The following is a 23,985-nucleotide window of genomic DNA, read 5'->3' on the forward strand; positions in this document are numbered from 1 at the left end:
GGCGATCTCGTCCTCGGCCTGCATGGTGACCACACCGAACCGCTTGTGTTTACTCAGCTCGTGCAGGATGTCCGACGCCGGGGTGATCGGGTAGGCCCCGAGGAACACCGGCAGGCCGGAACGCACGCCCGCGGCCACCAGACCGAGGGACAGCGCCGCGTTGCCGGTGATGTTGCGGTACGTGCCCGGCGGCATCTTCGCCGGCTTCACCTCATACCGCACCGAGAACGACTCGGTCGTCTCGCCGAAGTTCCAGCCGGCCTTGAAAGCCGCGATGTTCGCCGCGACCAACTCAGGACGCTTGACGAACTTACGCTCCAGGAAACGCAGCGTCGAGGCGTACGGCCGGGAATACATCCAGGACAGCAGACCGAGGGCGAACATGTTCTTGGCCCGCTCGGCGTCCTTCTTCGCCACCGCCAGCTCCGCGAGGGCCCGGACCGTCATCGACGTCAACGCCACCGGATGCACCACATAACCGGCGAGGGAGTCATCGTCCAACGGACTGGACTGATAACCCACCTTCGCCAGGTTACGCCTGGTGAACTCATCGGTGTTCACGATGATATCCGCCCCACGCGGCAGATCAGCCAGGTTGGCCTTCAACGCCGCCGGATTCATCGCCACCAACACATTCGGCGCATCACCGGGAGTCAGGATGTCGTAGTCAGCGAAGTGCACCTGAAAACTCGACACACCCGGCAGCGTGCCCGCAGGAGCACGAATCTCCGCCGGGAAGTTCGGCAACGTAGAAATATCGTTACCCAACTGGGCCGTCTCGGAGGTAAACCGATCACCGGTCAGCTGCATACCATCACCGGAATCCCCGGCGAACCGGATCACCACCCGGTCAAGTTGACGAATCTGCTTGGTCACGCCTGCACTCTGCTCGACTTGTGGAATCACGACGACCTCCCGCGTGAGCCCACGCGACATCCTGCTTGATCTGCCATGTGACCCTGTCACCCCGGAATTCAGAACGGACCATTTCGACGGTACGTGCGCCGCTGACCTGCCGACGCCTGGGTAAGGGATTGGTGGGGCCTGTTCCCACGGACCCGAGCGCCCTCGCCGACCTGCGGCGTATGGGCATCGCCTGCCTTTCGGCCCAGCGGACCGCGCGACGGCTCGGGCCTGTCCGGAGTGTTGCCGGACAGGCCCCGCCGACGACGCGGCCCGCTCAGTGGCCGATGCTGCTGGCGAACCTGCGGTTGATCTTCTTGACCCAGCCCGGAGCCCAGAAGGCGCCGTGGCCCACCAACTTGAGGAACGCCGGCACGAGCAGACCCCGGATAACGGTGGCGTCGAGGATGACGGCCAGACCGGCACCGACACCGAACAGCTTGGCCACCGCCACCCCGGACAGTGCCGTCGCGAAGAAGGTCACCGCCAGAATGATGGCCGCCGCACTCACGATGGAACCACTCTTACCGAGGCCCTCCCGTACGGCCCGCACCGGATCCCCGGTCTCCTCGTACACCTCCTTGACCCGCGAGATCAGGAACATCTCGTAGTCCATCGAGAGGGCGTACGCGACACATATCAGCAGGATGGGCATGGCCACCGCCAGCGGCGACGGCGTGAAGCCGAGCAGGTCGGCGAGGTTGCCGTCCTGGAAGATCCACACCATCGCGCCCAGCATCGCACCCAGACCGAGCACGTTTAGCAAGATCGCCTTGAGCGGCATGATCAGGCTGCCGGTGGCCAGGGTGAGCAGCACGAAGGTCAGTAGCACGACCAGGCCGATCGCCCAGGGCAGTCGCGAGCCTATCGAGCTCGCGACGTCGTCCAGTTGGGCGGCGAGTCCGCCCACGTAGACGGTCTGGCCACCGGGGACAGGCACGGCACGGACGTTCTCGACCAGATCCCGACCAGCGGGCGAGTACGCGACGACATCATTGAGAACTTCGATGTAGACGCTCTCCCCGGATCGGAAGGTGGCGGCCAGTTCGGGAACCGCCGGCGCCGCGACGGCACCGTCGACGTACTGGCCTACCCCGGTGTTGACCATCGTCACGCCGTCCAGCCGGGACAACGCCGCAGCGTACTGCCCGATCTCGGCCTCACCTGAGCCTGGCCAGTTCGGCGCCACCATCGGCAGCGTGTTGATCTGCCGGGCTGCCTCGGGGAACTGCGCCCGCAGTGTCTCCACGACGACCCGCGACTCGGTCGTCTTGGGCAGGACCCGCTCGTCCGGGATGTTGACCTGGAGGTGCCCCATCGGCAGCGCCATCAGCACGAAGAGGGCCACGCCGGCGATACCGAAGACCGCGGGGAACCGCATCGAGATGCCGGCAATCCGGCCCCACAGCCGGTTCGCGGGCTCCTTCTCCGGGTTGCGGCGCCGCAGCGACCACTTGTCGATCCGGTCGCCGAGCAGCAGCAGCGCCGCCGGCAACGGCACCAGCGCACCGAGCGCCGTGATGGCCACCACAGCCAAGCCCGCGTAGGCGAACGAACGCAGGAAGAACTGGTCGAACACCAGCATCGTCAGCAGTACCGCTGCGACGATCACGGCGCTGAACGCCACGGTGCGGCCGGCCGTCCGCATCGTCGCGGTGACCGCAGCAACGCCGACCAGGCCGCGCTCACGCTCCTCCCGGTATCTGGCCACGATGAGCAGGCTGTAATCAATCGCCAGACCCAGACCCAACGCGGTGACCAGATTCAGTGCGAACACCGAGATCGAGGTCACCTGGCCGAGCACCGTGAGGAACGCCAGCGAACCGAAGATCGAGAAGATACCGATGACAAGCGGCAGCAGGGCTGCGATGAAGCCTCGGAAGACGAAGAACAGCAGGAGGAACGTCAGCGGCAAGGCGATGACCTCGGTCAGCGCGAAGTCCTGTTCGAGCTGAGCGTTCATGTCGTTGTTGATCTGAGCGATCCCGCCGAAGGTGACGGCGGTCCCGTCCCGGTCACCGGCAACCTTGTCGTGCAGGCGCTTGGTGACGTCAGCCACCGCGTCGTCGTCGCCGGCGATACGCAGGAACGTTCCGCCGTAGTTCCCGTCGGTGGACTTCAACGCCGGGTTGGGCTGGGAGAAATACGACGCGACGATCTGGACGCCGGACTCGGCCTTCAGCGCGGCGAGCAACTTCTCGCCGTCGGCGCGGGCGGCAGCCCCGTCGATCCCGCCACTCTTGGCGCGGCTGAGGATCACCAGGTTCGGCTGGCTCGCCGGGAATTTCTGGTCCAGCAGTTTCGTCGCCGCCACCGAGTCCGACTTTGGATCGTCGAAGCCGCCGTTCTTGAGAGCGTCGGTGATGCCACCGGACAGTGCCGCGCCTGCGAGGATGAACAGGAGGGCCAGGATCAGGGTCAGTCGCGGCCAGCGCAGCGCGATGCCACGCTTCGGCGGCGGTACCGGCGGACCGGTCGGCTGACTTATAATTTCGGCACGCTCGCCTGAGGCGATGGACACCGCAACGACTCCATTCAATAGCTGTGTAGCTGGTCAGTGGATCTTCTTGGTGGGCACCAGGATCGCACCGATTCGGGCGATACGGACCGAAGGTGTACCCGTAGCCTTCTACTGCCGCCGGTCCGCGCCGAGGCGGGTTGGCAGCAGTCTCGCAGTCATCGGGTCAGGGGCCCATCCCCAGTCCACCATCGACAGGCACCACAGCACCTGTCATGTAGGCAGCCTCGTTGCTGGCCAGGAAGCGCACGACCCGCGCGACGTCGGCCGGCTCGGCGAAGCGCCCCAGCGGGATCATGCGCAGGGTATCCTCCTGGGCCGCGGCCGGCAGCCCCGCTGTCATCTCGGTTTTCACGAATCCCGGGGCGACCACATTGACCGTGATGCCCCGGGAGCCGACCTCGCGGGCGACCGATCGAGCGAACCCGACCAGCCCGGCCTTGGCCGCCGCGTAGTTTGCCTGCCCTCTCGCGCCCTGCGCCCCTACCACCGAGGAAATAATGACGATCCTGCCGTACCGGCGCCGGATCATGCCTCGTACGGCCCGCTTCACCACCCGGTAGACCCCGGTGAGGTTCGTGTCCAGGACCTCGGTGAACGTCTCCTCGGTCATCGTCGCCAGCAGCGTGTCCCGGGTGATACCGGCGTTGGCGACCAGCACCTCGACCGGCCCCTGCACCGCTTCGACCTGGCTGAATGCCCGGTCGACCGAATGGATGTCGGTCACATCGCAGGGAACCGCCAGCAGGTCGCCGGTTGGCGGCTCCTTGCGATACGTAGCCGCGACGGAGTCTCCCGTCGCGGCCAGCTCGCGGGCGATCGCCAGACCGATTCCCCGGTTGCCGCCGGTCACCAGTACAGATCGGGCCATCGTGCTAACCGGCCAGCGCGGTGGCCCGCGCCTGACGCTGCGCGCGCCGCTCGACGAAGCGGCTGGCCCGCTCGTCGAGCTTGCCGAGGAAGTCCGCGAGTTCCTCGCGCACCTGCTCGCCCCGGGCGGTCAGGTCGTTGCGCTCGAAGATCTTCCAGTGTCGCAGGATGGGCATGACCACCTTGTCGTGGTGCAGCCGCAGGTCGTAGATGCCATGGTTGGCAATAAGCACCGAGAACCGGTGGAAGTCGGGCTGGCTCGCGCCGGGCATCTCGAAGTTGAGGACGGCGTTACGGATCGCGATCAGCGTGTCGTCCGGCGCGATGTCGAGCGCCGCACCGGCCGTGTTGCGGTAGAAGATCAAATGTAGATTCTCGTCCGCCGCGATGCGGGCCAGCAGTTGATCGCCGATCGGGCAGCCGGTGGCAGCCCCCGTGTTCCGGTGCGCGAGCCGCGTCGCCAATTCCTGGAATGCGGTGTATGCCAGGTTCTCCAGCACGCCCTCGGGCTCGTTCAGGGTGCCGACCGACATGTGGCGCAGCCGTCGCCGCTCCAGGTCGACCGGGTCGACGGCCCGGGTGACTACGAGGTAATCACGCAGCGCGGCGCCGTGCCGTGCCTCCTCCGCGGTCCATCGGTTGACCCACTCACCCCAGGCACCGTCCCGGCCGAAGGTGGTCGCGATGTCCCGGTGGTACGACGGCAGGTTGTCCTCGGTCAGCAGGTTCACCACCATCGACGCCCGGACCGCCGGCTCGAGCCGGGACTGATCCGGTTCCCAGTCGTCCCCCCCGAGGAAGCCGAAGTTGCGGCCCTCGCTCCAGGGCACGTAGTCGTGCGGGTTCCAGTCCCGGGCGACCGAAAGGTGCCGATTGAGGTTCTCAGCGACCACCGGCTCCAGCTCACGCAGCACCCTGACTTGACAATCTACATCGACAGGGAGCTTCATTGGCCGCCTTCCGTACCGGCCGGAACCCGCTGGTCTCCGGCGTCGCTCGTCTGATGGATGTGCAACGGGCATTTCCAGTCGTCCTCGACGAGTCGGCCCGAGTACATGACCGTCTCCGGCCAGCGCTCGTCGAACTGGGCGAGGCTCGGGTTCTCCGACCCCTGCAGCCGCCGGTCCCGCTTGCGGACCGTGTCCTTCATCCGATCCATGCGCCCGTCGAGACGCAGCAGGCTGAACTGTTCGTGGGAGTTGAAGATGAGGGTGGGCCACGCGGTACGACGGGAGAACCGTGAGGCTGCCGCGTGCATGCCCACGATGAAGAAGGCCCGGCCGCCGAAACTGAACGAGAAGCCGAACTTCTGGGGGTCCGTGGATACCGTGGGGTCCCATTCGCTGTGCTGTACGTCCGCGTCGTGCAACAGCTGCAACTGTTCCCAGAGCTGCACCTCGAACTCTTCCTCGGTCGACGTGGCCGGTCCGTCGAAGCTGGCGACGAACGACGCGAAGCGATCCGGCACCACGGGAAACTCGTTGATGAAGTCCCAGAGGTCCGCGGCGAGCGAGACAGTGGCGTCCGGGGTGCCGAACTTCGCGTAACAGCCGAATCGGTAGTCACCGCGGCGCATCGCGGACCGGGCGACCACACACGGGTAGGTGTCGCTCAGCGTCATGGCCCGGAACGAGGTGTGCACCATCGCAGCGAGCGCGTCCGGTGGCCCCTCCGTCGGGCGGAGCTTCACCAGGTGATCCTGCTGGTAGGCGTGGTAGGAACGGTGCACGAGGGGACCTGTGTACGGATTTGTTCGTGGTGTATCCATGATGGCCTGCCCTAGGGCGTGTATCGATTGGTGTGGGCTTCAGGACTCGGTGGGCGCCGGTCTCCCCGCCGCCCACCGAGTACTGAAGCCCGCCGACGATCGCGGAGGTGCCGGGTCAGCTGGCGCTGGCCGCCGGAGCGTGCTGCTGGATGTAGCTGACGAGGTCGCCGACGGTGCGCAGCTCAGCCGCCAACTCGTCCGGCAGGCTCACCCCGAACTTCTCCTCCACCACAACCATGATCTCCACCATCGACAACGAGTCGACGTCGAGGTCCTCGCGCAGGCTCTTGTCGAGCTGCACGTCGTTGTCGGGAACCCCAGCCACCTCTTCGAAGATGCCGGCCAGCTCCGCGCGAATCTGATCAGTGTTCATCTGTTCTCTCCAGTGTTCCTAGTTACTCGGGGGATAGTGCGGTCTAGAAGGCCCGTACGACGAGTACGGCGTTGTGCCCGGCAAACCCGAACGAGTTGCTCATAGCAATCGACACTTGGTGCTGCTGGGCGGCATTCGGGACGTAGTTGAGCTCCGCGTCCTCGGGGTCCTCGCAGTTGATGGTCGGCGGCACGAGGCCTTGGTGGATCGCCTTTACCGTGGCGATGAGTTCCACCGAACCCGCCGCTCCGATCATGTGCCCGGTCATGGATTTGGTCGAGCTGATCGGGATGCGTAGCGCCTGCTCCCCGAAGACCTGTCGGATTGCGGCCGACTCGGTCCGGTCGTTGAGCTGGGTGCTCGTACCGTGGGCGTTGATGTAGTCGATCTCGTGGGGGGCGACGCCGGCATCCTGCAGGGCCATCCGCATGGCCCGCTGCGCGCCCAGTCCCTCCGGGTGTGGGGCGGTCGGGTGGTGGGCGTCGCTGGTCTCCCCGTAGCCGGCGACCTCGGCGAGGATCTGCGCACCGCGGGCGACGGCGTGATCGAGGGATTCGAGCACCACGATCCCGGCGCCGCCGGCCATCACGAACCCGTCCCGAGCCCGGTCAAACGGCCGGCTCGCACGCTGCGGATCGTCGTTGCGCCGCGAGAGGGCACGGGTCGACGCACCCGAGGCGACGTCGACCGGGGTGACGGAATCGTCCGAACCGCCGGCGACGAACACATCGACCTGGCCCTGCTGGATCATCCGCATCGCCTGGCCGATGGCGGTCGTACCGGAGGCGCAGGCGGTGCTGACCGCGCCGCTCGGGCCGGTCGCCCGCAGCCGCAGTGCGACCTCACCCGCCGCGCTGTCGATCGCCGAGGCGGCCGAGACCCACGGAGCGATACCCCGGATGCCCTTCTCACGGAACTGAAGGGCGCAGTTCTGGATCAGGTTCGTGGGACCGTACCCGGAGCCGACGAGTACCCCGACCCGGGGGTTGTCGCTGCTGTGAAGAACGAGCTTGGAGTTCTCCACAGCCTGCAACGCCGCGGCGACCGCGAACTGGGCGAACCTGTCGATGCGCCGACTTACCGTCCGGGGCATGTAGTCGGACGGATCGAATCCTCTGACCTCACCGGCGATCTGCACCGGCAGGTCGCCGGCGTCGAACTGGGTGATTCGGTCGACCCCGCTGCGGCCCTGCGTCAACGACTCCCAGAAGTCGTCGACGTTCAGGCCGATCGGGGTCACCGCTCCCTGCCCTGTGATGACCACTCGCTTCCGAGGCGGCCCAGCTTGGCTTGTCATGGCGTTACCACTTCTTTCGAATTTTCATCGGGTCGGACCGGGAAATCGCCATCCAGCTCCGCGAGAGCGGCGGGGATGTCCGAAAGGCGGACCGGCACCTCGACCACTGCGACCTGGCCCTTGACGGTGGCCTCCAACGCCAGTTCCAGGTCTTGGTGGAGCCTGTCCTTGTCCATGAGGACAACGTGGTGCACACCGGGCTGCGTCGCGTGGCAGGTGTCCGCAGTGCCGTCCGCCGAGACGAAGCTGAACCGGGAGCCGCTGCCACCCGCCTTGTTCAGCTGGGCCTGCAACCAGCCGTACCCGCCGTTGCGCAGCACAACATAGAGAACTCCGATGCCCTCCTCGACGAGTACGCCGAGGTCGTTGCCGAGCATCCCGAACGCGCCGTCGCCGATGAAGGCGACCACCGGCGTGTCCGGGGCGGCCAGCCGTACGCCTGCCGCAGCGGACGCCCCGAAGCCGAGGCTGGTCTGCTCGGACGGGACGATCGAGTCCGCCTCGGACCCGCAACGCCAGAACGGGTAGAAGTACGACCACATGTCCTGCAGGCCGTTCTCCTGGACCAGGATCCGCCGCTCGGGCAGGACCGTGTCGAGTGCCGCCAGGAGCTCCGCGATGTGGATCTCCGGCTTGGCGGCCATCTGCTCACGCTCGTGCTCGATCCGCCGGGCCGAGTCGGTGTGACAGGCGTGCACCCGCTCCACCCACTCCCGGTTCGGCTGGTCGGGCTCGCCGGCCAGGGCGGAGACCCAGGACTGGACGACTGCTGCGCCATCGGCGAGGACCACCGGCCCGCCCCAGTCCGTGGAGACGTCCCCGGGCTCGACGTTGACCTGGAGGACCGGGGTGGCCGGGTTGGCGAAGCCCTTCCCGAAGGTGGCGGTCTCCTCGAGCCGGCTACCCAACGAGACGACGAGATCCGCCTGCTCCCACAGTGGCTCCGCCTCCTGTGGCGAGTAGAGACCGGCCAGCCCGCAGAACATCTCGTTGGTCTCGTCGACGACGCCCCGGCCAGAGGCGGTGGCGAAGACGGCGGCGCCGAGCAGCTCCGCCAGCCGCTCGATCGCGTGGTCGCCGTTACGTCGACGCATACCGCCGCCGACGAGCAGAACCCGGCGGCTGGCGCCACGCAGTGCCAGCAACGACTCTGCGAGCACAGCCGGGTCCGGACCGGACCGGACCGGATGGGGAAGTCGCCAATCCCGGGTCCGGACGACCTCCTCGGTCAGCAGGTGGTCCGGCAGTTCGACGTAGACCGGCCCCGGAGCGCCGTTGGTGGAGAGGAAGAACGCCCGTTCGAGGGCGGGAATCACCCGCGACGGGTGGTCGACCCGGTGCGCCCACTTCACCAGCGGCGAGAGGACCGCGATCTGATCCAGCTCCTGAAAGGCGCCCGAGCCACGGACCTGGCTCGCCGTGCCGGCCGCCAGCACCACCAGCGGAGCGCCGGAGCGGTTCGCCTCGAGCAGACCGGTCGCCACGTTGGTCGTAGCCGGTCCCTTGCCGATGACACAGACGGCTGGGCCACCCGACCGCAGCGCGTGGCCCGTCGCCATGAACGCCGCGTTGCGCTGGTCCCGGCAGAGGACCATCCTGATCGGCGTGGCCTCGATCGCCCGCAGCACGACGAGATCGTCCGCAGGCAGGCCGAAGACCGTGTCCACGCCAATGGCCCGGAGATAGTCAACCAACGCGTACCAGGCATTCGGATAGCTGACGGTATCGCTCATGGACGTTCTCCCAGCTCGGTGGCGAGGATATCGGAAATCAGCAGCGGGATGGCCTTGCGTCGCTTGCGGTGGCTGACGTAATTGGCCATCATGCCGCGCCCACCGAACGGCTCGTTACCGTTGTCGATCTCCAGCAGCGTCTGATTGACGGCCACCATGTGTCGCTTCGAGAGCTGATCGACCAGTTCCGGCATGTGCCCGTACACCATGGCACCCATCGCGCGGTCCTGGAAGTAGGGGCTCTGCAGTCTCTCCCGGAGCTTCTGCCTGTCGTCATAGCTGACGATGTTGAAGATCGGCGAGAAGATCTCGGTCATCGCGATGTCGTCGTCGAAGTCACGCAGCAGAACGGTCGGTTGGATCTGACGGGTCCGGAAGTCGACCTGACCGCCGTAGATGATGTGACGGCCGTTCTGTGAGAGGAACTCCGTCGCGTCGGCGACCGCAGAGGCGTACGACATGGGTCCGTAGTCCGCGTCCGGGTCGTCGTTGTCGCCGAAGGTGGCGACCGAGAGCCGCTTGACCAGGGCTTCGACGAACCGCGGCGTCTCGGCCTTGTGGACGAAGAAGACATCGGGGCCGAAGCAGTCCTGGCCTGAGTTGAGCATCCTGATTCGAATGGCGTCCTCGACCACGAGGTCGAGGTCGGCGTCTGCTCCCACGATGAACGGGTTGGCGCCCTGCCCGAAGAGAATGAAGACCTGGTCATCGCGGAGGCCTGCGCGAACGACCTCCGCGTTCTGATACTTGCCCGTGAAGACGATGGCATTGGCGTCGTTCACGGCGCCCTGCATGAATTCCCGCTGGCTCTCCGTGGTCACGCTCAGGGGCAGGCCGTGCACCGGCGCGAGCAGTTCGTGCAGCGCCAGGGTCTCGCTGGCCACCTGGCTGGACGCCCGCGCCACGATCTTCTCGGCGAACAGGGACGGGATCAGCATGTAGAGGGTGTACGAGTACAACAGCACGTTCGATGACATGAAGATAGCCATCTGCGACACCGCAGGGGGCTTGTTGTTCACGACCTCGCCGACGGCGCCGGCCAACGCGTGGAGCGAGGCTTCGATCTCCATTTCCACGGATCGGTGGTTGGAGATTCCGGTGCAGACGTTCATCAGCGCCTGCTTGTTGGCGCTGATGAACTCAGACACGGCCCGAAGCCGGGCGATCCGGTCCGGGAACGGCACCTTCGTCAGGTCCTCGGCGGAAAGCGCTCCCGTCTCGGGCACCACCGGCCCGGACACCTCCCCGGGCTTCGGACGGCAGACACGAGACCGGAAGACGACCTCCTCGGCGGTCCGTTGGAGTTGCTTCGTGTCCGGCTTGCCGTTGCGGTTCAGTGGCATCTGCGGCACCACGATGACCTTGTTCGGGTGCTCGTACGACGGCAGCAGGGTGCAGATCGCGCTACGCCAATGCGCGGCCGATCCCTCCGCCGGGTCCTCTACGAAAAAGACCAACTGGCAGCCCTTGCGTTCGTCGTCGACGGCGACGATCTTCACCGGCCGTCCGCACACCTCGGCCTTGCGCTCGATGGCCTCGGGATACAGCGTGTAGCCCAACCGGTAGACCGCGAACTTACGGCCGAGGACGCAGAGGTTGCCGTCCACCGCCTGGTAGCCCAGGTCGGCGGTGGCGTAGGGGCCCGGCCCGAGGGGTGTGACCGTGCCATGCTCGTCGAGGTAGCCCTCCATGAGGCTCGGTGACGACACGAAGATCTCGCCGACTTCGCCGTTTGCGACCTCACGCCCGTTGCCGCCGAGGATGAGCACCTCGACGTCCGAGAGCGGACGCCCGCACGCCACCGGGTTCTCGCTGTTGGCCATGGCGATGTTGCCGGCCTCGTTGCTGCCGTAGCCGTCCAGCAGCGGCTTGTTGAACACCCGCTTGAACCGCTCCGCCAGGGAGGCCGGCAGGGGCGCGCCGCCAACGCAGAACATCCGCACGGTGCTCAGGCTCTGCATGAGGTCCGGACGGCGCTCGACGAGGTTCAACAGGCTGTGGTAGGTCGAGGGCGCGCCGTCCACCACCGTAGCGCCGGCCGTACCGCCCAACTGGATCGCCCGGTCCAACCGCTCGCGGGGGGCGATCGCCAGGCAGCACCCGACGGTCCAGGAGAGCACCACCAGCGTCAGGCCGTAGAAGTGGGAGAACGGGACCAACGGCAACAGGACGTCGTCGGGCCGGTAGCCCATCCTCTCCCGGGTGCGTTCCAGGTCGTTGAGGAAGCCTCGACCGGATCGCACGATCCCCTTCGACTGGCCGGTCGACCCTGAGGACCAGGTGATCAGGGCATCGAAACGCGCGTACCAGCTCGCGAAATTCAGATACTCGTCGCGGTCGAAGTCTCTGGGGTCGGCGAGGATCTGTGCCGTGGTCACGACGCCCGGTCCGCTGCTGTCGTCGGCGATCGTCCATCGAGCCCGCGCCATCTTCCGCATCCGCTCCCGTTCCTCGAGCGTCTCGCGAGGGTCGACGAGCACGACGGAAGCGTCGATGTGCACCAGCGCCAGGAGCGTGGCCACGTAGTCGACGGAGTTGTCCGCGCAGAGCATCACGCGGTCACCGGCGGCGACCCCACGGGCGCGCAGCTTTCCGGCGAGAGTGAGTGCGATCTGTTCCACCTCGATTGAGGTGTGCATGGTTGTGGGAGTCAGTACCTTGCTCGTTGACCAATCCACTGGTTCTCCGATCAACAGGGTTTGGGGTCAGGGCAGTGGTATTCGCAGCTGGCCTGAGCGACCGCCGCAGACAGAGCCGGTATCGATTTCGACTCGTCAGGACAGTCGTTCCAGTTCCTGAAGGAGTACCGCAATGGTGTGCTCGATCTGCGCCGGGGTGTGCTCCGAGGTGATGAAGAACCGGAGACGGGACAGTTCATCTGGAACTGCGGGATAGAGGATCGGGTTGGCGCTGATTCCCCGGTCGAAAAGGGCGTTGGCCAGGGCAAGGCAGCGGGCAGAGTCACCGACGATGCAGGGAACGACCGGCGAGTCCTGACTCGTGCCGGTGTCGATACCGGCTTCACCGGCCAGTTGCAGGAAGAGGGCCGAGTTCTGGCTGAGCCTGCGCAACCGCTCCGGCTCGCTCCGCATGATCTGCATCGCGGCGAGGGCCGCCGCAGCATTCTGCGGGGTCATGCCGACGCTGTAGACGAAGCCCGGCACGGTGTACCTGAGGTAGTCGATGAGGTCGCGCGAGCCGGCGACGTACCCACCGCAGCTGGCGACCGCCTTCGAGATCGTTCCGGACCAGAGTTCCACCTGGCTGCGGTCGACGTCGAAGTACTCGCCCACGCCACCGCCGTGCCGGCCCACCGTGCCGAGGCTGTGTGCCTCGTCGATCAGCAGGAACGCGCCGTGCCGGTCCTTCACGTTGATGATCTCGGGCAGGTCGACGATGTCGCCGTCCATGCTGTAGACGCCCTCGACGACGACCAAGGCCCGACGGTGGCGGTGCCGATGCCGGGTCAGCACCTCGTCGAGGCTCTTCGGGTCGTTGTGGGCGAAGGGCCGTCGGGTGGCTCCAGAGAGCCGGCAGCCCTGGAGGATGCTGTCGTGGGCGAGCTCGTCGTGCACGATCAGGTCGTTCGGGCCCAAGATGTGCCCGATCAGCGAGACGTTGGTGGCGTGGCCGCTCACCATGACCAGCGCATCCTCGGTGCCGAGCAGCGTGGCGAGTTCGGCCTCCAGCTCGACGTGGAGGGGACGGTTTCCGGACAGGAAGCGGCTCGCCGAGACCGAGGTGCCGTACGCCTCGATCGCCGAGCGGACCGCGTCGTTCACCCGGGGATGTCCGGACAGGCCCAGGTAGTTGTAGCTGGAGTAGGAAATGAGTTCTCGGCCGTCGACTCTCGTGGTCGACGTCGAGGGCCCCTCGTGTATCAGGAAGTACGGGTTGCGCCCGAACTGCTGCATCATCGCGCGGTGCTCGATGAGGTCAGCGAACTCGGCGACGCTGTTCTCGGTCCGCACCGGTGGGAGGTCGACCGTGGGCGAGGGTACGACTTCGGGCACGACCGGCAGCGGTGCGGCAATGGCTGGTGCCGGCGTCGACGGGAGCACCTGCCGGGCGACCGCGGCGATCACCTCGTCGAGGGTGGGGTGCCTGGAGAGGTCGGTCAGACCACCGGCGAGCTGCGGCCAGGTGCGCGCCAGCACGGTGACCAGCTCGGTGACCATCAGGGAGTCGAAGCCGAGTTCCGGGCCCATCTGCTCAAGGCCGGTCAGCGACTCCGCCGGGAACGCGCTGATCCGCGAGACGTGGTTGACGACCTCCGCTCGGACGGCGGCGAGCTGGGCGGCATTGGAGCTGACGGCCGCCGGCCTCGCCAGGCCGATGAGGGCCGGGGCCGGGGCCGGGGCCGGGGCCGGGGCCGGGGCTGGAGCCGGGGCTGGTCCCACCGCCACCAGGGCGGGCGCCGATGGCGGCGCCGCCACGGCCGCCTGCGCGACCATCGAGGGCTGGGCGACCACCGATCCCACCAGTGCCGGAGCCACCAGCGGGGGCAGCGGCACAGGCTGATCGGGCTCCAGGCCGGACGAGGTGAACTGCACCACGCGCAACAACGCGAGCTGCTCCCGCATGAGACTGACGATCTGGTTCACAGACGTGTCTTCCATTCGATCCGGGACGTGAGGCGGCACTTCGCTGATCGGTAGAGCGGCTGCTGCCACCGGGACCGGTGACGCCGGTCGCCTATCCGGTAGTGCCGGGATGGGGTAACGCTGGGTTGCCAGCGGAGATGGCGGAAGATCGACGGGCGGCCCACCAGCCCGCGGCGGGGTCACCGCAATCCCCAGCACCGCAAGCTGACCGAGCGCTCTGAGGAAGCTCTCGGCGTCGTCCGGGCCCTCTGCCGACAGGGCCACGAAGTGCGCGTCGTCCTTGTCCCGCAGGGTGCGCCGGATCATGCCGAGCATCGACTGTCCGCCGCAGACCTGCACGAAGATCCGGGCACCGGCCTCGTACGCCGCCAGGGCCGCATCGGTGAACCGGACCGGGGACGTGGCGTGGTTGGCCCAGAGCTCGCGCAGGATGGCCGGATCGGCGCAGGCGTCGCCGCTGATGCAGGAGACGAAGGTCGCCTGACGTGGTTCAGAGATCCGGCGCGCCGCCAGTTCGTCGCACATCTGCGGGCGGACCGATTCCAGCAGCGGGGTGTGGAACGCGTTGGAGACCGCGACGGGGCGGGCGATGATCCCTACCTCGGCGCACCGATCGGCGAGCCGCGCCAGCGCCGCGTTCGTGCCGGCGGCGACGGTCTGCCGAGGGTGGTTGAAGCACGCCGGCCAGACATCGCCGAGGCCGACACAGAGCTCGGCGACGCGCTGCGGGTCGGCCTGGACGACCAGCATCCCGCCCGACTCGTGTTCCTCGGCGCTGCGCATCGCCGCGCCACGGCCGGCCATCAGGTGAAGTGCTTCGTCGTCGCTCAGGGCACCGGCGACCGCGGCGGCCGGGAACTCGCCGACACTGTGCCCGAGGGTGACGGCGGGGATGACGCCGCTGGCCTCGGCGAGCCGAGCCGCGGCAAGCGTCACGACACCTAGCAGCGGTTGGCAGACGTCGGTGCCACGCATCCGGTCCCGACCTGCCGGGGTGTCCGCATCAGGACCGTAGAGGGCCCACAACGGCGAGAAATCGGAGACCCTCCGCACCTCCCGGTCGAGACGGTCTGCGGTGTCCCGGAACTGGGGGAAGCGAGCGTAGAGATCGGCCAGCAGACCGGGCTTCTGACTGCCCTGCCCCGGGAAGAGGAACGCAACGGGCGGTGCCTTGCGGCGCCGCCTGACCTCCCCCAGGAAGACGCCGTCGTCCACCGTCCCGGAGCGCCCTTCACCCAGCGCCCGCATCGCCTCTTGCAGGCGGGCCGTCAGCTCGACCCGGGTACGGGCGATGACGGCGAGCCGCCACGGGAGTAGCTCACGCATCGCCAGCGTGTCGGCGACGGCGCGCAGGCTAAGGTACGGGTCCTCGTCGAGGGTCTGGCGGATACGGTCGACGTACTGGACGAGCAGGTCCGCCGAGCCCGTGGAGAAAAGGAACAGCTCCGGCCGGACCGGGTCGGCGGGGCCGAAAGCCCCACCGGCCTCCGGGCCACGCTCGCGCGCTGCCGGAGCCTCCTCGAGGACGATATGGACATTCGTGCCGCCGAAGGCGAACGAGTTGATGCCGGCTCGCCGGGGGGCACCATCCTCTGCCGGCCAGGCGATGTTCGCCTCGGGCAGATGCATCCCACCCGCCGCCACCTCGTCGTTCGGCACGGCGTCCGGCTGACGGGGAATGATGCCATGTCGGAGCGCGAGGGAGGCCTTGATCAGGCCGGCCATGCCGGAAGCTGTCAACGAGTGCCCGACCAGCGCCTTCACGGAGGCCAGGTACGCGGGACGGGGCCCCGTCGTACCGGTCGCCGACTCGGCCCGGATCCGCGCCAGCGACTCGAGTTCGACGCGGTCACCGACCGAGGTGGCCGTGCCGTGGCCCTCGATGAAACCGATCGAGTCGGCGGCGACACCGGCATCGTCGTACGCCCGACGCAAGGCCAGGTACTGTCCCCCGCTGCGCGGCGTCATCGGTCCGTCGGTGGTGCCGTCATTCGAGCAACCGACGCCCCTGATGACCGAATAGATTCGGTCGCCGGCGGCCAGGGCCGCGTCCAGAGGGCGCAGCACCACCACACCGACACCCTCGCCGAGAACGAATCCGTCGGCGCGTTGGTCGAAGGGACGGCAGACACCGGTGGGGGAAATGGCCCCCACCCTGGAGAAGGCCACCAGGCCGTTCGGTATGAGATTCACATAGGCCCCACCGACGAGCGCCTCGGTGCAGACCCCCGCCCGCAGCGCGACCACCGCCTCGTGTATCGCGACGAGTCCTGAACAGCAGGCGGAGTCCACGGTGAAACTCGGTCCGCCCAGGTCGTAGAACTGACTGACCGTGGTGGCAGCCATGTTCAGCAGACTGCCGGGAACGGAGTAGATTTCCAGGTCGGCCGGGTCGGGTCTGAGCGTGTTGAAATCAGCGGTGCTCATCGCGAAGTAGACGCCGGTGTTGGTGCGGTCGTATGCCCGGTTTTCCCAGCCGGCGTCCTGCAGGGCTTCGCGGGTGACATTCAGCAACAACCGGTGCTGGGGATCCATTGTGCGCGCGCGACGCGGCAGTAGTCGGAAATAAGAAGCGTCGATATCGTCGATATCGTCGATATACGAAACCTGGTCGGTGTAAGATTTTCCGACCGCCCGGCGATCCTCCGGATCGAGGTACGGGCTGTGGTCCCAACGCGCGACTGGCACCGAGTGGAAACGTGGTTCGGCGCGCGTAAGGACCCGCCAGTATTCCTGGAGGTTGTTCGCACCGGGAAAGCGGCAACCCATTCCAACGATTGCAATATCCCGCATGGAGCCCTCCCCGAATCGTATAGCCAGTTGGCGACCTCGACAGCCTTAGTACATCGGCGTCAACAGGTCAGTCGACTACAAAAGGCCATGCACAGGAAGACTCTTACAGTGATGTGCTCAAGTGATTCATCCCCATGGCCTGAGCGGCGTCAGCATGCCACCGGGCGGAGCGGGCCACACCGATGACATAGCCGAAGGGTTTGGCGGGACCATAAGCAAGAGGCGCCTTGACCCGCGCAAATAACCTCGAGTGGTCGGCCGGTGACGGCAGCAATCCCGACGAATAAGGATGCATTGTCCGTTCTCTTGCAAATACCCCGGTGCGCGGTGTGAACGCGGGATTTGACATGGCTTCCACATCACCCCATGCCCGTGCGGCACCGCCTCCACTTCGCGCGGCCGACTTGCTTGACCATTTGTCGATTGGTATGGCCTGCGACACCAATCGGCCCAGCAAGTGGTTGCCCCCTGCTTCTCTGTGGCCGCCCGCCGTCCCGCTCGGGCTGTGGCGCAACTGCAACCCGGACCGGGCCGTTCGATCGGCGACACGTACTCCGCGCCGAGCGATCCCGCCCCGATGCCGTCACCCAGGGCACCGAGACGTTCGTGTCGGTAGGGTCGGAATCGTGACGTACTTTGCCGCCGAAGGGCGCTACGAGACGATGACCTACCGGCGCGCCGGGCGCAGCGGGCTGCGGCTGCCCGCCGTCTCCTTGGGGCTGTGGCACAACTTCGGCCCGGACCGGCCGTTCGAGCGGCAGCGCGACATCGTCCGGCGGGCATTCGACCTCGGGGTCACCCACTTCGATCTGGCGAACAACTACGGCCCGCCGCCCGGGGCCGCGGAGGAGAACTTCGGCCGGCTGCTCGCCTGCGACCTCAAGCCATACCGGGACGAACTGGTGATCTCCAGCAAAGCCGGCTACCTGATGTGGCCCGGCCCGTACGGCGAGTGGGGTTCCCGCAAGAACCTGATCTCCTCGCTGGACCAGTCGCTACGCCGGATGGGCCTGGACTACGTCGACGTCTTCTACTCCCACCGGTTCGACCCGGACACCCCGCTGGAGGAGACGATGGGCGCGCTCGACGCGAGCGTCCGCTCCGGCAAGGCCCTCTACGTCGGCATCTCCAACTACAGTGCGGAGCAGACCGAGCGGGCCGCCGCGATCCTGCGCGACCTCGGCACGCCGCTGCTGATCAACCAGCCGTCGTACTCGATGCTCAACCGCTGGACCGAGGACAACGGCCTGCTGGGCACCCTGGAGCGGGTCGGCGCCGGCTGCATCGCCTACAGCCCGCTCGCCCAGGGGCTGCTCACCGACCGATACCTGGGCGGCATCCCCGCCGACTCCCGGGTGCGCACCAGCGTCTTCCTCAACGAGGGCGACCTCGACGAGAAGAAGATGGCCACCATCCGGGCGCTCGGCGCGATCGCCGAACGACGCGGCCAGTCCCTGGCCCAACTCGCACTCGCCTGGGCGCTGCGCGACCCCCGGATGACCAGCCTCATCATCGGCGCGAGCAGCGTGAAGCAGTTGGAAACGAACGTCGCCGCCCTGAACAACCTCGACCTCACCGCCGAGGAACTGACCGAAATCGACGGCCACTGCTGAGCGGACAATTCCCCTGGCAGAGTTCGTGATCTCGCCGAGCGCGGGCGGGCGCGGATGGTGTTGTGGCGTGATGAGGGCCATAGTGCGGAGGAGGTCGCGGTCCTGGCGGGTGTGTCGCTTCCGATGGTGAACATCTGGGTGCGCCGTTACCAAGACCGGAGTGTGCCGGCCCTTGCTGACCGGCCTGACGCACCGATCGAGCCGGGAGATGGCGGTCTACTTGGCCCGACACGAGAACAAGGGGCCCGCTGCTGCCGATCGACTTCGACCGCACCAAGAAACGCACCCACGACGCCCGTAGGTCCACTTGAGCCGTCGCCCTGGCGGCCTCGACTCCCGAGGCCGCCAGGGCGCTGACGTCAAGACTGGCCGATCACGCCCGTCCCATCCTCGAAGCCGCCGTCATCGCGAGGGACTCGGTCTCTTGATCATCGGATAGGAGGATGGCGTGGAAGCGAGGACCACTGTCACGATTTTCTGCGTCGTAGGATTCTGCCCAGTGCCGGCCAGCTCGGACCAGTATGTTAAAGAACACCTCCCTTTCACTGACGTCTTCCAGCAAAACATCCTGCGCATTGTCGATGACGATTAAGAATCGGTTTGCCGAAAGCCAGCTGAGGTCTCTGAGGCACTCAGAGAGTGCCGGCCAGTTCCACCCGAAGTAACTCGGGAACAGTAGTGCGTCAGAAAACTGCTCGAATACGCGGTCCGCGTTCATCATTGCTGCGCCGTTCAACCGGGCCACTGCAACTACGCCCGCTGGTGGAACGACGTCCTCCAAGGAGTGCAAGCCGCTGCGGGCGAGCACTTGGACAGGGGAATCGGATTCTTTCCACATTTCAGGATCCCGGTACGGCTACGATGAATGTTTGATAACGGGTGGGCGAGTATTATATAGAGCCATCGAAACCTGCAACGATTCGCTCGCCACCCGGGGAGGGATTGCTTCGCGATTGGACCGCGCCCCACTCTCTATACCAAATTTCCTTACCCGAGCTATCGTACTTTGGAAGGACACAACCGCCACTCTTACCGTTATTTTCAAATCCCTGCGGCACCGAGGGCCTACCAGATTACCGTCCTTGGCATGAAGCGACACACCCGACTCCCGGATGTCGCGAATGACGACCTGCGACTCCTTCGGTACGGAGGCCGGGATCCAACCTTTCAACCCGGCGGTCTTTCCCAGAACCGCGCCCTGCGGTAAGCGTCCACTTGACGCCGCACCCAGGACCGCTGCCAGCGCGACGGCCTGCGTGTCCTCGCAGTCGTCCGCGCACTGCCCTGCGATGCCGGACAAGGCTCCGACGGCGAGCAGGCAACCCAAACCCGGCCGTTCCCGTACAGAGGACAGCACCGGCCGTGGCACGACGGTGGAGGCCACAAACCCGAGGGCAGCCCTTGGCTCGACCGTCGGCCACACTCGCGGTGTGACGACAGTCGAGCCAATAACCTCCACCCACCCGGCGTTCGATCAGGTCGCTGCACTGTTCGACGACTACCGGGCACACTACGGCCAACCGTCAGCCCCTCAGAACACCCGATCCTGGTTGCACGAGCAGGTCACCCAGCACAGGCTCACCGCAGCGGCCGCCATCCGTGCTGAGGAGGCCTGCGGTTTCATCACGGTCACGATCATGCCGGCCTCGCTCATGTTGGGCACCGCATGGTCGATCCGCGACCTCTACGTGGCCCCGGACTATCGCCGTACCGGTATCGCCAACGCTCTCCTGCAGCACGTCATCCATAACGCGGGTAACGCTGGCGCGCATCGCGTGTCACTCCAGACCGAGACCGACAACGTCCCAGCTCTGATGCTCTACACCGACATCGGATTTCAGCCTGTCACCGGCCTGGAACTGCTCAACCTCACCTTGGATCCCTCTTGCCAAGATCCAGGAGACACCGCCTAGCGCGATCCGCACCGAAGCAGGGCACGCCAGCGAGCACCTCGCACGGGTCACCCGCCGAGGCGGGCGCGGATCAGCTTCGGCACCGCCGCCAGGCCGGTGATCGGCCGAAACGCGCGGGCGGCGGTGGCCAGCGCCGCGTACTCGTCGGCACCGAGGTCGATCTCGGCGGCGGCGGCGTTGCGTTCCATCTGCTCCACGCCGGACGCGCCGGGGATCGCCACCACGTTTGGGTGGCGCACCAGGTACGCCAGGGCGATCTGGCTGGGCGTGGCGTCGTGCGCGTCGGCCACCTCGCGCAGCGTGGCGATGAGCGCCGCGCCGCGCTCCAGGTTCTCCGGCAGGAAGTACGGGTTGGCCCGGCGCACCGACCCGCTGGGCGGGTTCTGCGCGTCGTAGCGGCCGGAGAGGAAGCCCTGGGCGAGCGGGCTGTAGGCGATGACGATCCGGCCGGCCTGCTCCGCGTACGGCAGCAGTTCCTCCTCTGGGGCCCGGTCGACCATGCTGTAGCGGACCTGGTTGCTGAGCACCCGCCGGCCCAGCGCGGCCTCGGCGAACCGCCAGCGGCGCAGGGTGTAGTTGCTGACCCCGACCTCGCCGACCAGGCCGACGTCCTGCAACGCCCGCATGCCGCGCATGGTGGTGGTGTCGGCGACCACGGGGTTGGCCTGGTGCACCTGGTACAGGTCGAGGTGGGTGACGCCGAGCCGGGCCGCCGAGGCGACCGCCCGCTGCTGCACCACCGGGGCGATCGGCAGGATCGGGAGGATCTTGCTGGCCACCACGGCCTTCTCCCGCTGGTCGCCGAGGGCCGCGCCGAGGATCCGCTCGCTGCGGCCGAAGCCGTACAGCTCGGCGGTGTCGAAGAGGGTGACGCCGAGGTCGAGCGCCCGCCGGACGATGTCGGCGGCCCGGCGCTCGTAGTCGGGCCCGTAGCCCCACTCCTTCGAGCCGAACTGCCAGGTGCCGAGGCCGATCTTGGAGATGGGCTTGGGAGTGTCGAGATCAACGAAGCGCATCCCCCGAAGCTACGCGAAAGGAAGGGCACCTTATTAACGCATTCGGTACAGGAAGGGCATTTTCCTTACCGCAAAGGTTGACAATGGACGGCCGCGCGTCGATGGTGGGAGCGCTTCCATCCACCACCGTCGTTACGGGAGCTTTGATGAAACATGCCCGACCGAGTCCCCGCTGGCTGGCGCTGACCGCCGCGCTGTCGCTGCTCACGCCCCTGAACCCCGGTTTCGCTCCGCCCGTCGAGGCCGCCGCGACGACTACGCCCGCGGCGACGGCCGGTCCTGCGGCGCCCGTCAAGGCCGCCGCGGCGGCTGGTCCCGCCGTTTACGAGGCCGAGAGCGGCACCCTCACCGGCGTCACCGTCCAGACCGCCGCGGCCGGGTACTCCGGCACCGGCTACGTCGCCGGCTTCGACGCCGCCGACGACCAGGTCACCGTCCCCGTCCCCAACTCGCCGGGCGGCCTCTACGAGCTGACCGTGGCCTACCGCGCCCCGTACGGGCAGAAGACCGCCTCGCTGCTGCTCAACGGCGCCGGCCACGGCGAGGTCGTCCTGCCCGCTAACGAGCAGTGGACCACCGCCCCGGCCGGCCGGGTCCTGCTGCGCGCGGGCGACAACACCATCACGGTACGCAACAACTGGGGCTGGTACGAGATCGACGCCCTGCACCTCGCCCCGGTCGCCGCGCCGCCCCCGCACCAGGTCACCGGCGCGCTGGTCAACCCCGATGCCGATGCCCCGGCGCGGGCGCTGATGCGCTACCTGGCCGCGCACTACGGCACCGACGTGCTCTCCGGCCAGCAGGACATGGACGGGGTGCGCTGGCTGGAGGAGAACGTCGGGAAGGCGCCGGCGATCGCCGGCCTCGACCTGATGGACTACTCCCCCAGCCGGGTCGAGCGCGGCACCACCTCCACGGAGGTGGAGAAGGCGCTCGCCTGGGACGCCCGGGGCGGCATCGTCACTCTCACCTGGCACTGGAACGCGCCAAGCGGTCTGATCGACACCCCCGGCAAGGAGTGGTGGCGCGGCTTCTACACCGAGGCCACCACCTTCGACGTGGCGGCGGCGCTGGCCGACCCCGACTCCGCCGACTACAAACTGCTGATCCGGGACATCGACGCGATCGCCGTGCAGCTCACCCGGTTGCGTGATGCGGGCGTGCCGGTGCTCTGGCGACCGTTGCACGAGGCCGAGGGCGGCTGGTTCTGGTGGGGCGCCAAGGGCCCCGGCCCGGCGAAGCGGCTCTACCGGCTGATGTACGACCGGCTCACCAACCACCACGGGCTGACCAACCTGATCTGGGTGTGGAACTCGATCTCCCCGGACTGGTATCCGGGCGACGACATGGTGGACGTGGTCAGCGTCGACTCGTACCCGGCGGTCGGTGACCACGGGCCGCTCAGCGGCTCGTACGACCGGTTGGTGTCGCTGGGCCGTGACCGCAAGCTGGTCGCGCTGGGTGAGGTGGGGCCCATTCCGGACCCGGAGCTGACCCGCGTCTACCGGGCCGACTGGAGCTGGTTCGTCACCTGGTCCGGCGACTTCCTCACCGACGGGCTGTGGAACTCGCCGGACTTCCTGCGCCGGGTCTACCGGGACGACCCGCACGTGCTCACCCTCGACGAGCTGGGCGACTGGAAGGACGCGCCCGCGTGCGCGGCGACGTGGAAGGTGGTCAGCCGGTGGCCCGGCGGCTACCAGGCCGAGGTGAGGGTGCGCAACGTCGGCACCGGGGCGACCACCGGATGGTCGGTCCGCTGGCCAAGGGCCGACGGGCAGGGCGTGCGCGACGCCTGGGGCGCCACGGTGACGACCGCCGACGGCACGGTCACGGCGCGCAACGCGAGCTGGAACGGCCGGCTCGCCCCGGGGGCCAGCGCCACCCTGGGGCTGATCGGCACCGGCCCCGCGCCGGCCCCGACGCCCACCTGCGCCGCCTCCTGACGCCACCCCCGGCCGGCAGGCACTCCCCTGCCGGCCGGGACGGCGACGGGGTCGTGCCGTGCCTTGCCGCCGACCAGCGGGGCGGCAGCCGGTCAGCTGGTGCCGGGAGGGCGGCCACCCGTCTTGATCCAGACGAGCGCCGCCACGATCGTCAGGAACCCGGCGACCCCGAGCAGGTTGGGCAACTGGAGCAGCAGATCCTCCGTCGCGTACCCCTCAGCCGTGGCCGCCCGGGACGGATCGTCACGGTCGACGTACACCGTGGTCTCCTCCCCGGCGTGGCGCCGGCCCTGGTCAAGCTGGCTGGAGAACCGCTTTCGGTACGCCACCCCGTCGACGGTGTACGTCACGGTCATCCGGGTCACCGATTCCGAACGGCTGAGCCGGAGCCGGTTTGCCTGCACGACCAGGCCGGTCACAGCTGTCCCCTCGTTGACCCGCTGCTCGACAGTGGTGGTCAGACGGTCGTCGAGCAGGATGGCACCGCAGATCAGCATGGTTCCGAAGAGAGCCGCGACCATGATCCGCGTCCCGCGCGGCGGTCTTAGCGACACCGACACCAGTCCTCCAAAGCACGTGAGCTCATGTCGATCAGCCTGTCGGTGGGAGCGTCATAGAGCGTCCCGACGCCAGCGGTG

Annotated in this window: 16 protein-coding genes and 1 pseudogene; 4 read left to right on the forward strand and 13 right to left on the reverse strand. The window is 67.5% G+C overall.

The genetic code is table 11. The annotated features are described in order from the left end of the window. The 10 genes from SNR22_RS23725 to SNR22_RS23770 all read right to left on the reverse strand — a co-directional run. Positions 1 to 876 (reverse strand): 2-oxoacid:acceptor oxidoreductase family protein (locus SNR22_RS23725; protein ID WP_320068862.1); only part of this gene is annotated, 876 nt, incomplete at its 3' end. 304 nt (positions 877 to 1,180) lie between these two features. Then, complete coding sequence (locus tag SNR22_RS23730) at positions 1,181 to 3,424, reverse strand: MMPL family transporter (RefSeq protein WP_320068863.1); 2,244 nt, start codon at positions 3,422 to 3,424, stop codon at positions 1,181 to 1,183. A gap of 163 nt (positions 3,425 to 3,587) precedes the next feature. After that, positions 3,588 to 4,292 (reverse strand): 3-oxoacyl-ACP reductase FabG, encoded by a 705-nt coding sequence (fabG, locus tag SNR22_RS23735; RefSeq protein ID WP_320068864.1) that lies wholly within the window; start codon positions 4,290 to 4,292, stop codon positions 3,588 to 3,590. Between the two features lie 4 nt (positions 4,293 to 4,296). Beyond that, the gene (locus SNR22_RS23740) at positions 4,297 to 5,241 is read right to left on the reverse strand and encodes an acyl-ACP desaturase (RefSeq protein ID WP_320068865.1); all 945 of its coding nucleotides are present in this window, start codon (positions 5,239 to 5,241) and stop codon (positions 4,297 to 4,299) included. Further along, entirely contained in the window at positions 5,238 to 6,020 is a 783-nt protein-coding gene (gntA, locus tag SNR22_RS23745) for a guanitoxin biosynthesis heme-dependent pre-guanitoxin N-hydroxylase GntA (protein ID WP_320068866.1), read from the reverse strand. Before gntA ends, SNR22_RS23740 begins: the two co-directional genes overlap by 4 nt. Before the next feature lie 154 nt (positions 6,021 to 6,174). Further along, complete coding sequence (locus tag SNR22_RS23750) at positions 6,175 to 6,432, reverse strand: acyl carrier protein (RefSeq protein ID WP_320068867.1); 258 nt, start codon at positions 6,430 to 6,432, stop codon at positions 6,175 to 6,177. Between the two features lie 43 nt (positions 6,433 to 6,475). Beyond that, on the reverse strand, positions 6,476 to 7,729 hold the full coding sequence (fabF, locus tag SNR22_RS23755; RefSeq protein ID WP_320068868.1) for a beta-ketoacyl-ACP synthase II: 1,254 nt from the start codon (positions 7,727 to 7,729) through the stop codon (positions 6,476 to 6,478). Continuing rightward, positions 7,726 to 9,462, reverse strand: a complete 1,737-nt coding sequence (locus SNR22_RS23760; protein WP_320068869.1) for a thiamine pyrophosphate-binding protein — start codon at positions 9,460 to 9,462, stop codon at positions 7,726 to 7,728. Before SNR22_RS23760 ends, fabF begins: the two co-directional genes overlap by 4 nt. Next, positions 9,459 to 12,155 (reverse strand): aldehyde dehydrogenase family protein, encoded by a 2,697-nt coding sequence (locus SNR22_RS23765; protein WP_320068870.1) that lies wholly within the window; start codon positions 12,153 to 12,155, stop codon positions 9,459 to 9,461. Before SNR22_RS23765 ends, SNR22_RS23760 begins: the two co-directional genes overlap by 4 nt. An 81-nt stretch (positions 12,156 to 12,236) precedes the next feature. Next, positions 12,237 to 16,859, reverse strand: a complete 4,623-nt coding sequence (locus SNR22_RS23770; RefSeq protein WP_320068871.1) for an aminotransferase class I/II-fold pyridoxal phosphate-dependent enzyme — start codon at positions 16,857 to 16,859, stop codon at positions 12,237 to 12,239. A gap of 626 nt (positions 16,860 to 17,485) precedes the next feature. Here SNR22_RS23770 and mgrA point away from each other — a divergent pair. Both mgrA and SNR22_RS23780 read left to right on the forward strand, forming a co-directional pair. Next, positions 17,486 to 18,472, forward strand: coding sequence for an L-glyceraldehyde 3-phosphate reductase (gene mgrA / locus SNR22_RS23775; RefSeq protein WP_320068872.1), 987 nt, complete (start codon positions 17,486 to 17,488; stop codon positions 18,470 to 18,472). Positions 18,473 to 18,520: 48 nt separating this feature from the next. Then, positions 18,521 to 18,829 (forward strand): annotated as a pseudogene (locus SNR22_RS23780) (hypothetical protein); the annotation flags it as partial. Between the two features lie 16 nt (positions 18,830 to 18,845). On the opposite strand, the gene SNR22_RS23785 reads toward SNR22_RS23780, so the two are convergent. Next, the gene (locus SNR22_RS23785) at positions 18,846 to 19,310 is read right to left on the reverse strand and encodes a barstar family protein (protein ID WP_320068874.1); all 465 of its coding nucleotides are present in this window, start codon (positions 19,308 to 19,310) and stop codon (positions 18,846 to 18,848) included. Positions 19,311 to 19,902: 592 nt separating this feature from the next. Between SNR22_RS23785 and SNR22_RS23790 the strand changes: the two genes are divergently transcribed. Beyond that, positions 19,903 to 20,385 carry a GNAT family N-acetyltransferase gene (locus SNR22_RS23790; RefSeq protein WP_320068875.1) on the forward strand — a complete coding sequence of 161 codons (483 nt, stop codon included), beginning with the start codon at positions 19,903 to 19,905 and terminating at the stop codon, positions 20,383 to 20,385. 47 nt (positions 20,386 to 20,432) lie between these two features. On the opposite strand, the gene SNR22_RS23795 is transcribed toward SNR22_RS23790, so the two are convergent. After that, a complete protein-coding gene (locus tag SNR22_RS23795; protein ID WP_320068876.1) occupies positions 20,433 to 21,401 on the reverse strand; it encodes an aldo/keto reductase in 969 nt (322 codons plus the stop codon). A gap of 146 nt (positions 21,402 to 21,547) precedes the next feature. Here SNR22_RS23795 and SNR22_RS23800 point away from each other — a divergent pair, with 146 nt between their 5' ends. Continuing rightward, positions 21,548 to 23,347 (forward strand): glycosyl hydrolase, encoded by a 1,800-nt coding sequence (locus tag SNR22_RS23800; protein WP_320068877.1) that lies wholly within the window; start codon positions 21,548 to 21,550, stop codon positions 23,345 to 23,347. Between the two features lie 92 nt (positions 23,348 to 23,439). Here SNR22_RS23800 and SNR22_RS23805 read toward each other — a convergent pair whose 3' ends face one another. Then, positions 23,440 to 23,901 (reverse strand): DUF3592 domain-containing protein, encoded by a 462-nt coding sequence (locus SNR22_RS23805; protein WP_320068878.1) that lies wholly within the window; start codon positions 23,899 to 23,901, stop codon positions 23,440 to 23,442. Between the last annotated feature and the right edge of the window lie 84 nt (positions 23,902 to 23,985).

Source organism: Micromonospora sp. RTGN7, from assembly GCF_033804645.1.
Lineage (GTDB): Bacteria > Actinomycetota > Actinomycetes > Mycobacteriales > Micromonosporaceae > Micromonospora.

What these genes read in the sequence shown, in the direction of transcription:
- fabG (WP_320068864.1), bottom strand. Translation starts at nt 4,292, where the DNA reads ATGGCCCGATCTGTACTGGTGACCGGCGGCAACCGGGGAATCGGTCTG.
- SNR22_RS23740 (WP_320068865.1), bottom strand. Translation starts at nt 5,241, where the DNA reads ATGAAGCTCCCTGTCGATGTAGATTGTCAAGTCAGGGTGCTGCGTGAG.
- SNR22_RS23750 (WP_320068867.1), bottom strand. Translation starts at nt 6,432, where the DNA reads ATGAACACTGATCAGATTCGCGCGGAGCTGGCCGGCATCTTCGAAGAG.
- fabF (WP_320068868.1), bottom strand. Translation starts at nt 7,729, where the DNA reads ATGACAAGCCAAGCTGGGCCGCCTCGGAAGCGAGTGGTCATCACAGGG.
- SNR22_RS23760 (WP_320068869.1), bottom strand. Translation starts at nt 9,462, where the DNA reads ATGAGCGATACCGTCAGCTATCCGAATGCCTGGTACGCGTTGGTTGAC.
- SNR22_RS23770 (WP_320068871.1), bottom strand. Translation starts at nt 16,859, where the DNA reads ATGCGGGATATTGCAATCGTTGGAATGGGTTGCCGCTTTCCCGGTGCG.
- SNR22_RS23785 (WP_320068874.1), bottom strand. Translation starts at nt 19,310, where the DNA reads ATGTGGAAAGAATCCGATTCCCCTGTCCAAGTGCTCGCCCGCAGCGGC.
- SNR22_RS23795 (WP_320068876.1), bottom strand. Translation starts at nt 21,401, where the DNA reads ATGCGCTTCGTTGATCTCGACACTCCCAAGCCCATCTCCAAGATCGGC.
- SNR22_RS23800 (WP_320068877.1), top strand. Translation starts at nt 21,548, where the DNA reads ATGAAACATGCCCGACCGAGTCCCCGCTGGCTGGCGCTGACCGCCGCG.